At 34.8% G+C, this 14,795-nt stretch carries 13 protein-coding genes; 5 read left to right on the plus strand and 8 right to left on the minus strand.

The annotated features are described in order from the left end of the window. A partial coding sequence (locus HRU49_RS04615) for a T9SS type B sorting domain-containing protein (RefSeq protein ID WP_296354632.1) occupies nt 1–1,877 on the plus strand: 1,877 nt, incomplete at its 5' end. Between the two features lie 8 nt (nt 1,878–1,885). Next, on the plus strand, nt 1,886–2,896 hold the full coding sequence (locus HRU49_RS04620) for a type IX secretion system membrane protein PorP/SprF (protein WP_296354634.1): 1,011 nt from the start codon (nt 1,886–1,888) through the stop codon (nt 2,894–2,896). A 36-nt stretch (nt 2,897–2,932) separates the two neighbouring features. Here the strand turns inward: HRU49_RS04620 and HRU49_RS04625 are convergent, their stop codons facing one another. Next, on the minus strand, nt 2,933–4,105 hold the full coding sequence (locus HRU49_RS04625; protein ID WP_296354636.1) for a vWA domain-containing protein: 1,173 nt from the start codon (nt 4,103–4,105) through the stop codon (nt 2,933–2,935). Nucleotides 4,106–4,322: 217 nt separating this feature from the next. Between HRU49_RS04625 and HRU49_RS04630 the strand changes: the two genes are divergently transcribed. From HRU49_RS04630 to HRU49_RS04640, 3 genes are read left to right on the plus strand one after another with little or no spacing between them, the layout of a single operon-like run. After that, the gene (locus tag HRU49_RS04630) at nt 4,323–6,494 is read left to right on the plus strand and encodes a histidine kinase (RefSeq protein WP_296354638.1); all 2,172 of its coding nucleotides are present in this window, start codon (nt 4,323–4,325) and stop codon (nt 6,492–6,494) included. A gap of 2 nt (nt 6,495–6,496) precedes the next feature. Then, nucleotides 6,497–7,231 carry a LytTR family DNA-binding domain-containing protein gene (locus tag HRU49_RS04635; protein ID WP_296354640.1) on the plus strand — a complete coding sequence of 245 codons (735 nt, stop codon included), beginning with the start codon at nt 6,497–6,499 and terminating at the stop codon, nt 7,229–7,231. A gap of 5 nt (nt 7,232–7,236) precedes the next feature. Beyond that, nucleotides 7,237–7,752 (plus strand): gamma carbonic anhydrase family protein, encoded by a 516-nt coding sequence (locus HRU49_RS04640; protein WP_296354642.1) that lies wholly within the window; start codon nt 7,237–7,239, stop codon nt 7,750–7,752. Here HRU49_RS04640 and HRU49_RS04645 read toward each other — a convergent pair. From HRU49_RS04645 to HRU49_RS04675, 7 genes are all read right to left on the minus strand, one after another. Beyond that, nucleotides 7,742–8,089: a GTPase gene (locus HRU49_RS04645; protein ID WP_296354643.1), complete on the minus strand. Its 348-nt coding sequence runs from the start codon at nt 8,087–8,089 to the stop codon at nt 7,742–7,744. The genes HRU49_RS04640 and HRU49_RS04645 overlap by 11 nt on opposite strands. Nucleotides 8,090–8,122: 33 nt before the next feature. Then, nucleotides 8,123–8,902, minus strand: coding sequence for a glutamate racemase (gene murI / locus HRU49_RS04650; RefSeq protein ID WP_296354645.1), 780 nt, complete (start codon nt 8,900–8,902; stop codon nt 8,123–8,125). Between the two features lie 64 nt (nt 8,903–8,966). Then, nucleotides 8,967–9,467, minus strand: coding sequence for an OmpH family outer membrane protein (locus HRU49_RS04655; RefSeq protein ID WP_296354647.1), 501 nt, complete (start codon nt 9,465–9,467; stop codon nt 8,967–8,969). 33 nt (nt 9,468–9,500) lie between these two features. Further along, on the minus strand, nt 9,501–10,607 hold the full coding sequence (locus tag HRU49_RS04660; protein ID WP_296354649.1) for an OmpH family outer membrane protein: 1,107 nt from the start codon (nt 10,605–10,607) through the stop codon (nt 9,501–9,503). A 145-nt stretch (nt 10,608–10,752) separates the two neighbouring features. Then, a complete protein-coding gene (locus HRU49_RS04665; protein ID WP_296354652.1) occupies nt 10,753–13,338 on the minus strand; it encodes a POTRA domain-containing protein in 2,586 nt (861 codons plus the stop codon). Further along, nucleotides 13,310–14,050, minus strand: coding sequence for an isoprenyl transferase (locus tag HRU49_RS04670; RefSeq protein WP_296354654.1), 741 nt, complete (start codon nt 14,048–14,050; stop codon nt 13,310–13,312). Before HRU49_RS04670 ends, HRU49_RS04665 begins: the two co-directional genes overlap by 29 nt. Then, on the minus strand, nt 14,051–14,740 hold the full coding sequence (locus tag HRU49_RS04675; RefSeq protein ID WP_296354655.1) for a DUF6089 family protein: 690 nt from the start codon (nt 14,738–14,740) through the stop codon (nt 14,051–14,053). Nucleotides 14,741–14,795 lie beyond the last annotated feature (55 nt).

Raw genomic sequence — 14,795 nt, forward strand, 5'->3', positions numbered from 1 at the left:
TATGTTATGATGTAAACACACGAGATGGTGTAGAGGCCTTTGATTTAACAGAGAATGAGGTTCTATTAATCAATGGCGAGGCTGGAGTTACAGCCACTTACCATGAGACATTAGACGATGCTTATACAGGTGAGAATGCGATAGCAGATCCAACAGCGTATACAAACACAAACATTGATATACCAGAACAAACGATTCATGTACGTGTAACCAATGATGCTACAGGCTGTTATACCTTAGTGCAGTTTATTATACGCGTAAACCCACTACCAGATGTAGTTGCAGTGACAGACATTATTCAATGTGAGCTTAACACGGATGGTTTTGATAGTTTTGATCTGACAGCTAAAGATGCAGAAGTATTAAACGGACAAGACCCAACACGTTACATCGTGACTTACCATGAAAATATAGCAGATGCTGAATCAGGAATGAATGCCTTGATAAGTCCATATACGAATATTAGTAACCCACAAGAGATCTTTGTAACGATCACAGATAATGTTACAGGATGTTCTATCAGTACGCAACGATTCAATCTTCAGGTCGATGAGGCCGCTCAGGCAAATCCAGATATGACAGCTATTGTTTACGAAGAGTGTGATGACAATATGGAAACCGATGGTGATGCAAGTAATGATAGTGTTCAGTTTGATTTATCAACTCAGGATACTCAGGTACTCGACGGACAGGATCCGGGGAACTACATTGTAACCTATTATGCTAGTGAGGTTGATGCGACACTAAATGTTAACCCACTACCAAACCTATATGAGAATGTTGTCAACCCACAGGTGATTTATGCACGTGTAGATAACAATACCTTAACGGTTATTCCAATCGCATTAGATCTAGGAGCATTAAGCGCAGGCTTAGACTTAGATGGTGATGGCACTATAGATACTTATGATACAGATGGGGATGGAGTCTTTGACTTGATTGATGTGGATGGTGATGGACTATCAGATGGTATAGATGGTAATGCCGATGGCTTGTTTGAGTTTGTAGATGTAGATGGTGATGGTATAGGAGATCCTGTAGATTTAAACAACGATGGGGTGTTTGATAATCAACAGGATGGGTCCATATGTTTTGCAGTAGCACCATTAACGCTACAGGTAAATCCATTACCAAACTTTGATTTAGCGGATAGTTATATCCTTTGTATTGATACAAATGGAACAGAGGTGTTAGAGGTTCCGGTATTAGATACGGGGCTATCCGATACGGGTTATACATTTGAGTGGAGTTATAACGGTGCGGTCTTAGCAACAGAGACTGGCTCATCATTAATACCAACACAAGGCGGAACTTATAGTGTTATAGTAACGGATATTAGTACATCGACACAGACGAGTTGTGTAAATATGGATACGACAGAAGTTATAGAGAGTGCACCACCGAGTTTAACGGCAGAAGTGTTGACACAAGCTTTTGGAAATAATAACGTTATAGAAGCAGTGGCTACAGGAATCGGAGATTATGAGTATAGTTTAGATGGAGGGCCGTGGCAGGATAGTGGCTTGTTTGATGATGTGTCACAAGGGGATCATATTATCACCGCCAGAGACAAGATAGGTTGTGGACTAACAACAGTATCAGTGTTTGTATTAGACTATCCAAAGTACTTTACACCAAACGGTGATGGAAATAATGATACATGGAATATAGAAGGCATTGGAAGTAATGCCAAAATTTATATATTTGACCGTTATGGGAAGTTGTTAAAGCAGCTCAATCCGGAGGGATCTGGATGGGATGGAACGTTCAATGGCAATAGAATGCCAACTAGTGATTACTGGTTTACAGTAATCTATGACGAACCACTTAACGGACAACGAAAAGAATTTAAAGCCCATTTTACCCTGAAACGATAAAAGAAATTATGAAAATAAAAAAGTTTTGTTTATTAGCATTCACAGCCTTAATTGCAAATTTTAGTTTTGCGCAGGAAGGTGTTCCTATCTATTCGGATTATTTAACAGATAATTATTATTTAATTCATCCTTCAATGGCTGGTGTTGCTAATTGTGCTAAAGTTAGATTAACAGCAAGACAACAATGGTTTGGTGTTGATGATGCGCCTGCACTGCAAACACTAAGTGTTAATGGTAGATTAGGGGATTCACCGGTTGCAGTAGGTGGTGTTTTATTTAACGATGCTAACGGATATCATTCGACTGTTGGCGGCTATGCAACATTTGCGTATCATCTTATGTTTTCAAGAAACGAAATAGATTTGAATATGCTCTCTTTTGGATTAAGTGCTGGTTTTTTGCAATATAAGCTAGACGAGAGTGATTTTCTTGCACCAGGAGAATTTGATCAGTTAATTGCAGGTATTGAACAAAGTGCAACTAACTTTAATATTGACTTCGGATTTTCTTATCATTTTGTTGATTTCTACGCGCATTTCACTGCAAAAAATATCTTAAACAACGAAGGTATTAATTTTAATGACCAGGGCTTTGAGTTTGATAATTTAAGAACGTATTTAGCATCAATGGGATATACATTTAATAAGTTTGGTAGCCCTTGGAGTTACGAACCCTCAATTATGTACATGTACAGAGATGCTACTGAAGAATCATCTATAGATATTAATGCAAAGGTTTACCGAGAAATGGATTTTGGTAAAGTATGGGGAGGCTTGTCATATAGAAGAAGTCTGGATGGTGCTGAGTTCGTTGACGGAAACGGTATTAGTAGTCAAAAACTACAATACATAACGCCATTTGTAGGTGTAGACTATAATAACTTTGTTTTTGCGTACACATATTCTTATCAAGCCAATACAATAAATTTCAATACTGGTGGTTTCCATCAGATAACACTCGGCTACAACTTTAATTGTAGACGAGAGAAATATGAATGTAATTGTCCTGCTATAAATTAAAAGAAAAAGGCTTGATTTTAATCAAGCCTTTTTCTTTTAATATCTATTCCAACTGTAATTCTTCAATTTTGCCTGATTTTTGATTGCATTAATCATGGCATTTTCTAAACCATTGGAATCTTTGGTAGTTTTATTGGCTATATAATCCCGTCTTTGTTTGTTAAGCTCGTTTATTTGGGTCTTTAATTGTTCGCGTTCTTTTCGTTTTTTTTCTACGTAAATCTTGATTTCAGCAACGGATTTGTCTTTTAGTTCCATTGGGAGTTGTTCTTTTTTTAATTCCTCATATGAAAAATCCGCCTCTTGTTCGGCATCTACTAAATCCCATGAACTATTTTTATAAAACTTAGAACTTTTACTTACGGTCCTACTTACAGCATTGGCTTTATTATAACCTCTAGCATTAGAGTCTTGTACTTCTTGAAGTTCCATTTTTTTCCGCCCTTCATAACCGTAGGCTACATATGTTTTATTTAGTTTTTTATTAAGCTGAAGGATTTTATCATCATATGGGGAGGCTATATGTACAGTGGTTTTATTATGATTAATTGCCATATAATCGCCATGAGTTAAGTCAGCACCATCTTTCCAGTATCCTGATATGCCTTGATCGTAGTCGCCACAAAAAATTGTGTTTACAGTTATATCATTCTTGTGAGCTAATCTAGAAGCATCTTTGTAACTCACTTCACCTTGTGTGTAAGGTTCATTTCCTGCAATGAATATAAGCTTTAAGTCATCCTTATCTTCGCCCCAATCTAATTGATCTAAAGCAGTTTGTAAAACTTTACCACAGTATTCCTCACCACCGTTTGTAGTAAGTTCAAATAGTGATTTTGAAATTTCATCCAGATCATCACTAAATGCAATAACCTGCCTTAAGTAGCCTTCCTCGGCATTAAGCCTATTATTTCCATATTCATATAAAGCAATTTTTACGTCAGGACTTTGCTCTTGGCATTTGGCATAAGATAATTCATTTACTATTTGCCACAATTGTGCTTTCGCCTGATCAATTAATCCGTCCATACTATTACTCGTATCAAGCAAAAGTGCCACTTTAATCTCAGGGTTTTTTACCTTGAGTTGAGTTGTAATAGTAAACTGGTTATGGGATAAATCATAAGTGTTAGTGTTGTTATTGGCATTACATGCCAGCATGATCGAACAACTCAACATTATCGCTATTGATTTTAGTATATTCTTCATTCCTTATGTTGTTTTTTGATTACTGAATGCCTAAAGGTCCTTTAAAAAATGAGTGATAAAAAGTCGTAATGAGTAAAACAGCCTATTTAATGAGTAAAGGCAACTATTCAGTTAGTTAAAACCTTCTTTTGTTAATGTAATTACCCCAATACCCTTGAGGGTGATTTTTTGATACCAAATAAAGTGTGTAAGTTTATTCCAATTAAAGCATTAAAGTGTGAAAATTGATTATAGACATACCTTATTATTTTTAGTTTTCTTGGTTGGATTCGTAGCTAATGCTCAGAATAAAGAAGCAGCAGTAAAACCTGAAGATGAAGTGTTCACTATTAGAGGCTCCGTTTATATTCAAGGATCAAGAATCCCAATTGAAGCGGTTGATATTGAGGTTAACAACGGCACCTATACTTCAACAAATAAAGATGGTAAGTTTATTATTAAGGCCAAAATAGGTGATGAATTAACTATTAAGCATCATGATTTTGAAACCATTTTTTACACCATAGAAAGTGGTGAGCGTATTACAATAGAGGTTATTTCAGGTGATGCTTGGCGTTCTGGACGATATAAAAGTAATTCGGTAAGTAAACGGTTCAATCAGATGATTGATTCGGCAGATAATTATCTTAAGAAGGATGCTTCAAAAAGTATTCAGTTTGTTGGAGATGCACTTAATGCCAATATATCCTCAAATCAGAGTGCAGAAGCTCATGAATTATTAGGTGATATTTATATCTATTGGAAACAATATGACCTTGCGATTTCTGCTTTTAAAATAAGTATTCAAAACGCTTCAACAGCATCGGCTAAGTTAAAGTTAGCTAATGCCTTTACCAAGAATGGTAGTTATGACGAAAGTTTATCTACCTATGAGATAATTGATGTAGATCAGCTTTCTAATTATCAAAAAACTGTTTTTTATGAAGGAATTGCCGATGCAAATCTAGAACTCAAGAATTTTATTGATGCTATAGATTTCTATGAACAAGGATTGAAGGTGGCAAAAGACCATTTGATTGCACCTAAGGTAACTGATTTTAATTCTAAAATAGCACAAGCTTATAATAGAAAAGGAGAAGTTGATACTGCTAAAGGTTATTTTGACAGCTCCCTCGACTTGGCCGAAAAGGAAAATAAGAAACGGGCCGTTGAAGAAAAAATTAAGGTCGCCGAATTTAATAGTGAAAATCAGGATTACGACAGTGAAATAGAATTACGTAAACAAGCCTTAAAGGATATTGAGGATATAGAAAGGGATTCTTTAATTCCTAATGAAAGCCCAATTACCTCACAAAAACAAAACTATAAAATAGGTAATGCACTTATTCTCCAAAATCGAAATGATGATGCTATTCTATACCTTGAACAGAGTCGTAAAGAGGCTGATGAACGAGGGGATTTGATTGTTAGTAAGAATGCAACAAGGAAGTTATCTGAGGCTCTAATCAGAAAGGGTGATACTGAAAAAGGACTTGCGATGATTGAAAACTATGAAAACATTGTAGATGAGCTTTATGCAAGGAAGGAGCAAGAAATTTCACGAGCTGCTCTTTTTAGTCGAAACTTGGCCTTACAACAAAACCGTATTACTGCTCTGGAAAGTGATCGGGAGCTTAATCTCAATAAGATAGCGCTTTCTCAAGAGCGTAATCGAGGACAGCAGATTATAATATATTCATTTATAGCTGGACTATTGTTGTTATTGGTTACTGGATTTTTTATGTATAAATATATTAAGCAACAGAGGCTTGCAAATAATCTTCTTGCACTTAAATCGTTGCGCAGTCAAATGAATCCACACTTCATTTTTAATGCGTTAAATTCTGTAAATAGTTTTATTGCCACTAACGATGAGCGAACGGCGAACAGGTATTTATCTGACTTTTCACATTTAATGCGTTCTGTATTAGAGAATAGTGAAGAAGACTTTATTCCGCTAACTAAAGAAATAGAGTTATTAGATTTATATACCAAATTAGAACATTTTAGGTTTTCAGATAAGTTTGATTATGATATTTCTGTAGATGAAACTATAGATGTTGAAGAGTTCCAGATTCCACCAATGTTATTGCAACCTTACATTGAGAACGCTGTTTGGCATGGATTACGTTATAAAACTGAAAAAGGACAACTTAATATAAACATACATTCAAAATCAAAGGATGAGATTGCAATTATTATAACAGACGATGGTATCGGTAGAGAACGTTCAAAGGCTCTTAAAACATTAAATCAGAAGAAACAAAACTCTAAAGGGATGAACAATATTACTAAACGTGTTGCCATCTTAAATGAAATGTATAAAGATAAAGTGCACGTTACTATAGAAGATTATCAGGATGACGAGGATACAGGGACTAAAGTTGTTGTCACCTTAAAAAAAGATTAGCTATGAAATTAAAAGCCATATTAGTAGAAGACGAAGAAAAAAGTAGAGCAATATTAAGAAGCTACTTGAGTAAATATTGTCCTAATGTATCAATAATTGGTGAAGCAGCCAATGTTGAAGAGGCCCTAGTTTTGATTAGAAATAATGATTTGGATGTCGTATTTCTCGATGTAGAAATGCCTTATGGTAATGCTTTTGATTTATTGGACAAGGTGGGTGACATAGACTTCGAAACAATATTTGTTACAGCGTATAACCATTATGCCATTGAAGCGTTAAATGCCCATGCTTCTTATTACTTGATGAAACCAATTTCAATAGATGACCTTATAAAAGCCGTAGATTATGTTACTGAAATTAGATCGAAAGAGGATGCCTTAAAAGATCAAGTTCTGGTCCCTAAAACGAATTCGGTGAACGGAAAAATAACGATTCCTCAACAAGATGGATTTGAAATTTTAGAAACTTCAGATATCATGTATTGCAAAGCCGATGATAATTACACTGAAATCTTTCTTAATAACAACAAGAAAAAGTTAGTCAGTAAAACTTTAAAATATATTGAAGATAGTTTAAAAGATGCTAATTTTGCCCGTGTTCATAAGAGCTATTTAGTAAATGTAAATGAGGTGGTGAAGTACGTAAAAGGTAAAGGAGGTAGTGTAGTATTGCGTAATGGCAAGCAAATTACGGTTTCAGCATCTAAAAAGGCAGATCTTTTAGCTTATTTTAAATAATTTTTATGCCAATTATAAGACCAGTCAGAGGAATACATCCTCAAATACCAGAGGATTGTTTTATAGCAGAAAATGCTACAATTGTTGGTGAAGTTACAATGGGCAGCCAATGTAGTATTTGGTTTAATGCGGTGATTCGAGGAGATGTACATTTTATTAAAATGGGTGATAAGGTCAATGTACAGGATGGAGCGATTATCCATGCAACGTATCAAAAATCTCCAACAACAATTGGTAATAACGTTTCAATAGCACATAATGCTATAGTTCATGGTTGTACAATTCATGATAATGTCCTTATAGGCATGGGAAGTATCATCATGGACGACTGCGTAATTGAGAGCAATAGTATTATTGCCGCAGGTGCTGTTGTTACTAAAAATACGCGTGTAGAATCAGGAAGTATTTATGCCGGAACTCCAGCCAAAAAAATAAAGGATATTCGCCCAGAACTAATTTCTGGTGAAATTGATCGCATAGCCAATAACTATGTTAAGTATTCGGGTTGGTTTAAAGCGTAGTATTTAAGCTTTGTATGAGGTCTTCAACAGACTTTATTTCGTTAAGTATTTCAGGAGTTAAGACAGTAGTCAATTGTTGTCCTTCAAGCTTAAGTACTGTAGGATAGATTAGTCTCACACTTGGAAATTGAGATTCAAACTCATCTTTATGGAAAAATTGCATTTCATGGTTGCTTTGTTTTCTAAACATTTTCCAAACTGTATTTTCTGTAAATGTATCGTAAGTCAATGCACATAAACTACAGGGATAGGTTGACGGACTGAATAATTTATGCCCAGCATCAATGAGGGCATTGCGTTTTCCAGAGCGAGCATTATATACAAAGATAAGTGTCATGTGTCATTAGTGGAACGAAATTAAAAAACCTTACTAAAATTCTAAAGAAGAAGTGCCGAATTTAGGGTCTAAAAGAGAATTAAGAATAGCGATATTACCATTAGTAAATAAATCTACAGTACCTTCTTCATCCGACGAGTTCAGACTGTTTTCTTTAGCAAGAACTGCTTTCGTTTGTCTTGCAACTGCCAACCCAGAATCTATTATGTTTACGTTTTCTGGAAGTATTTCTCTTAGAATAGGGATGAGGTAAGGATAGTGCGTACAACCGAGGACAAGATGATCAATATTGCGTTCTATCATTGGATTGATATAAGATTCTAAAAGTGTTTTCATTTCGCTAGTATCTAGTTTGCCAGATTCAATAAGCGGAACAATACCATCGCCATCTTGCTCAATCACGTTAATATTGTGTGCGTACAAGTCAGAAGTTTCATGAAATAATTCACTACTTAAAGTTCCTTTAGTAGCTAAAATCCCAACAGTTTTAGTTTGAGTATTTAGAGCGGCTGGTTTAATTGCAGGTTCAATTCCAATAAAAGAAACCTTATAAGTTGCTCTTAAATGTGCAATTGCATTGGTTGTGGCAGTATTACATGCCACGACAATAATTTTACATCCACGACTTAGTAATAATTCAGTATTTTTTATGCTGAGATCAATAATTTCGTTTTTGGATTTATTACCATATGGTGCATTTTTACTATCTGCTAAATAAATGCAGTTTTCGTTTGGTAAAAGAGCATGGATTTCTTTAAGAATAGAAGTGCCTCCAACACCTGAATCAAATATACCAATAGGACGCGTACTCATTGTAACAAAAATAAAAAAGTCGCTTTGCGAAAAGCGACTTAATTAAATATTATTTTTTGATTTATTATATTTTTAAGTGTGCCTTAACGTCGGCCATTAAGTCTTTGCCATCAGCCATAATTAACATTGCAGAATCTAATACGTATTGAAAACCTTGTTCTCTAGCAACAGTTTGAATTGCGTCATTGGCATCTTCTAGAATAGGTTTTAACAAATCAAACTCTTTTTTCTGCATGTCTTGCTGTGCATTTTGTTGAAATTGTGCCAAGCTCTGTTTCATGCCCTCAACTTCTTCCATACGTTTTTGGTTTTCTTCTTGTGTCTGAGCTTCAGCTTCAGCATTGTACTGCTTTAATTTAGCGTCTAATTCTTTTAAAGAATCCTGGATTTGAGCTTGGTATGTTTTACCCAGCTTTTCTACTTCTGCTTGTGCAACTGCATAGGCAGGCATAGCTTTTACTAATTCTTCCTTATTAATATGTGCAACTTTACTTTGAGCCGACATAAAGCTTGATGCTCCAATAATAAGTGCTGCTGCAAATAATAGCGATTTTAAATGTTTCATTTTTTCTAAATTGTATTTGTGTGTTATAAATTATTAATTGTTTTCTCCTTCGTTTTTCTTAGCCTTGGCTATAGAATCTCTTCGTTTTAGTTGTTTCTCTCTTTCTTCACGTGCTTTCTTCCTTTGATCTATTATTTTTTGTTTTCTTTCTTCTAAAGCCTTTCTTCTACGCTCTCTATCTTTAGCTTTTATTTCTGCAGAAGTCAGAGGCTTTTTAGTACTTGTAGAATCTTTTTTAACCGTTGGCTTAGCTTGAACTTTAGCACCTTCATTTTTTATTGCCTTATCAGCTTCCGTTCCTGTTGCTTTAGCTTTAGTTCCAGATGCTGCAGTTTGCGTTTCTTCTCCTTTATTATTTCTTGCGTCTAATACTTTTTGACGTCTTTCATCGGCTTCTCGTTTTTTAGCGGCTCTTATAGAGTCTTGCCTAGCTCTTCGTGCTTCTAAAGCCTTTTCACGTTCAGCGCGTTTGGCTTCTAACTCCGCTTCTCGAGATGCTTTACGCTCTTCTAATGCTTTTTGGCGCTCATCTTTTTCTTCGCTAACGATTGGCACAACGTCTTCATCCTCCAATTCTTTACGCTCTTTTTTACTTTTGGCTTGAGTTCTGCGTGATGTTCTTGATATAGTTTTAAGAACTTGTTCACTTATATCATAGCGTTCAGCCGAATATAGCATCACAACATCAGCAGACTTATCAAAAACAAAATCATATTTTTTAGTTTCGGCTATTTGTTGGACAGCCGCAAATATTTGGTCTTGAATAGGTTCAATTAATTGCCTTTTTTGAATGATCATATCACCCTGTGGACCAAAGCGTTTTTGCTGATAATCCAGTACTTCAGCTTCTTCAAAAGAAATGTCCTCCATACGTTCTTCATATAATTCCTTAGTTAGTAAGACACTCTCATTTTCAAGTTCTTTTTTCTTTTGTGTAATTACATTTATCCTTTGCTCAATTTCACTTTTCCATTGAAGAACTTTTTTGTCTAGTTGAGTGGCGGCTTCTTGATATTCAGGAACGTTTTGCAAAATATATTCTGTATCAATATAGCCTATCCTAACACCACGTTGGGCATTTATACTAAAGCTCATTAGACCTATAATTGTAAGTAAAAAAAGAACTTTAAATTTTATCATGATTATATCTGTTTTGAGACTTTTTCAAACAAGCGTTTCGTTGTTTTTAGAGTCACTAATATCCAAATGTAACGAAATATATCTTTAAAAATTTTAACACCATCATGAAATTCTTACACAGCAAAAAGAAAATATCGTGCCAAACTTAAAATTGTTGTCCAATAATAAAATGTGTTTCCCATCTTCTAGGAGCAGTTCCATCAGGCAAATTGTCAAATGCATGACCAAAATCAATACCTAATAATCCAAAGGCTGGCATGAATATTCTAAGTCCAACACCAGCGGAACGATATACGTCAAAAGGATTAAAATCTCTAAAACTATTGACCGATTGCCCACCTTCTAAAAAGCTCAATGCATAAATTTTTGCTTGTGCACCCAAGGTAATTGGATAGCGCAATTCTAGTGAGAATTTATTGTAAATTGAACCACCATCGGAGGTAGACAAGGATTGGTTAGGATAGCCACGTAACTGAATAATTTCTCTACCATCTAAAGCAAAATTCCCAAGTCCGTCGCCACCTACGAAGAATCGCTCGAATGGAATAACACCTCGGTCGTTATTATAGGCACCTAAGAATCCAAATTCTACACTTGGTCTTAAGACTAAATCTTTTGTTCCAATCTTAAACAAAGACGTATACCAATCACCTTTAAACTTAATTTTATAGAATTCTAGCCATTTAAATCGTTCTTGATCAATTTCGCCAATACGTTCAAAATCGTCTGGATCTTGAGGATCTAATGAATCTCTCTCATCCTTGAGCGCTCCATAATCTACACCATTGACCAATGAATACGGAAAAGAAAATTTAGCTGATACGGTAAAGCTAGATCCGGCAGTTGGGAATATAGGATCTATAGATAAATTATTTCGACTTAATCCAATGGTATAGGATAAGTTGTTTGAGGTCCCATCACCAAAAGTAAATAGGCCGGTATTATAATTTTTTAAATTGTAGTGCTGATAGCTTAAAGCTTGTGATAACAAGAAGTAATCATCTGGTTTAGTTAACCGTGTTGACAGGCCGACAGTTAAACCTGTGATATTGAATCTTCTACTTTTATCTGCTCGTCGCGTTTGAGGATCAAATAGAAATTGTTTTGAATGTGATAATGATGTAGATAATTGAAAGGGTTTTTTGCCACCAAGCCAAGGCTCACTGAATGAAAAGCTATAGGTTTGGAAGAACTGGCTCGCTTGCAGTCTCAGGGCTAAGCTCTGTCCATCCCCTCGAGGAACTGGTTTATAAGCTTCTTTCTTAAAAATATCTTTGATAGCAAAATTGTTAAAAGATAAACCTAAGGTACCAATGAATCCACCACCACCATATCCCCCTTGTAGTTGAATTTGACTTGATCCTTGTTCTGCAACTTGGTATTCAATATCTAATGTGCCATCTACAGGGTTAGGATTTTTAATATTTGGCACCAATTGTTGAGCGTCAAAGAAACCTAATTGTCCAAGCTCTCTTAAGGTTCTAATAATTTGAGATTTGCTGTAGAGCTCACCGGGGCGTGTTCTTATTTCTCTATAAATAACATGGTCATTGGTAACATCATTTCCGGTTACCGTAACACTATTAAAGTAGGCTGGCTTACCTTCAGAAATTCGAATTTCCATATCAATGACGTTCCCTTCAGCACTAACTTCTACCGGGTTTATTGTTGAGAACATATATCCGTTATTTTGATATGCATTAGACAAACTAAGTGCATCAGGATCGTTAGGGTCATCTATTCGTTCTCTTAATTCAACACCATTATACGTCTCACCTTCTTTAATACCGAGCATTAGCGAAAGCTGTTGATCTGTATACACTGTATTTCCGACAAAGTCAATTTTTCCGAACGTGTATTTTTCCCCTTCTTCAACTTTAATATTTAGGCTAATTGATTTATCGTTATTGTAAATGATAGAATCTGAAATTATTCTTGCATCGCGAAACCCTTTTTCTTTATACTTATCTATAACACTTACTAAATCTTCTCTAAAATCTGATTCGATATACTTAGAGCGTTTCAAAATTCTTATAGGATTTTTTTGCTTCGTATTTTTCATTGCTTTACGAAGTTTTTTAGCCTTCACCTGTTCATTACCCTCAAAATTAATGGCTTTAATTTTTACTTTTTCACCTCTGTCAATTGCGATTTTCATGTTAACGCGCTCCTTCTCAAACGAATCGATTACTTTTATTGTATTGATTTTAACTTTAGTATTTAAGAAGCCTTTTTCTCTATATTTATTAGTGAGGTAATTTCTTGTTGTGGCAATTAAGTTTTCGGTTACTTTTACACCAGTCTGTAATTTGTTTTCACTTATTATCTCATCACGCTTATTCTTTTTGACTCCTTCAATTGTAAGGTCAAGAAGCTCAGGAAGATCAACTAGTTTAATTTCAAGATTTGCAGTATTACCTTTGATATTAGTTATGTATATATCGATGCTGCTGAAGAGATTTGATTTCCAAAGTGTTTTAATTGCATTTGCAATTTTTTCGCCACCAACCTGGATTTCTTCATCCTTTCTAAGTTTTGAATAGGCAATAATTGTTTGAGGACTAAAATTAGTATTACCCGTTACAGAAATGTCTTTAATTAAATATTTTGCTCCACCTTGAACTTGCGCATTACTCTTGGTTGTTACTATGAAAAATAGCGTAAATAATAATAGTTTTGTGAAAGTCTTCAATACGCTTTTCTTAGGTAAGTTGTTCGCTTGTTTTTCCAAATCTTCGTTCTCTATTTTGATAATTTATGAGTGCTTCATACAGATTTTCTTTATCAAAATCTGGCCATAAAATATCTGTAAAATACAATTCCGCATAGGCAATTTGCCAAAGCAAAAAATTACTGATTCTTTGTTCACCGCTTGTGCGAATTAGCAGGTCAACATCTGGTAAATTTTGCGTGTAAAGATGCTTATTTATTATTGATTCATCAATACTTTCAGAAGAAATTATATTATTTTTAACTTTAACTGATAATTCCTTTATAACATTAACAATTTCTTCACGAGAACCATAGCTTAAGGCTAAAGTTAATGTCATATTTGTATTATTTTTTGTCTTTTCTATAACATCTTTTAATTCTCCATGTGCTCTTTTTGGTAAATCATGAAGACAACCTATAGCAGATAACTTAATATTATTGTCTTGAAGTGTTTTAATTTCCTTTTTAAGAGATTTTACCAAGAGTTTCATTAACGTTTGAACTTCTAATTTAGGTCTATTCCAGTTTTCTGTTGAGAAGGCGTAGAGTGTTAAATTTTTTATACCTAATTCCGCACTTGCTTCAACAACCTGTCTTACCGCTTTAGTGCCATTTTCATGACCGATAACGCGCATTAGACCTTGTTGTTTGGCCCAACGTCCATTACCATCCATAATTATGGCGACATGATTAGGTAGTTTGTCTTTATGTATATCTTCTTTTAGGCTCATTTAAAATCCGCAATAACAAGGTCTCCTGCCAAAGGTGTAAGTTAGTGTAATTCCAGAAAATACATACCAATCATTACTATTAGTATTTCCGAAGCTAAATTGTTCTCTAGATTCTGAGTCTGGAACACTTCCATCCAATTCGTCCGAAAAGGTATATCGTGCACCCACCTCTGCTGCTAACACCAAATGGTTGCTAATATTTGTTTTATATCCTAAAACCATAGGAATGCCATAGGCCCAACTGTTTGTGTTTTCTGAAGTGTAATTGCCATTTTGATCGAAAAAATAGTTGTCGTGATTAAGAACAGATATACCTGAATATAAATATGGTGTTCCTTTCATACCACTTACATGTAAATCAAAATCCCAAAATGTAAATTCCATTCCTAATGATATTTCTAGAACATTCGTGTTAAAACTATAACCACGTTGAATACGTCTAGGGTCATCAGACTTGCCATCGATTCCTTCTAAATCGGAAAAAATTACTGACGCTCTAAATGCGTGCCTTGGACTTCGGTTCCATTTCAAAAGTGCTCCAAATGCTCCTTGATTTGGGGCTATATAATTCGTTGCACCGACATCTCCAATAAAATTACTTCCACCAAAAAATACACCAACTTCATAGATTTGAGATTCAGTGTTTTGTAGGTAAAATACACTCATAAAAATTAGCAATAAATACCTCATAAATTTTCCAAAGTTTGCAAATATAATAATTATGCCTTGCCTATAATAATTTGGG

The organism is Winogradskyella sp. (assembly GCF_013213975.1).
In the GTDB taxonomy this organism is placed as follows: Bacteria; Bacteroidota; Bacteroidia; order Flavobacteriales; family Flavobacteriaceae; genus Winogradskyella.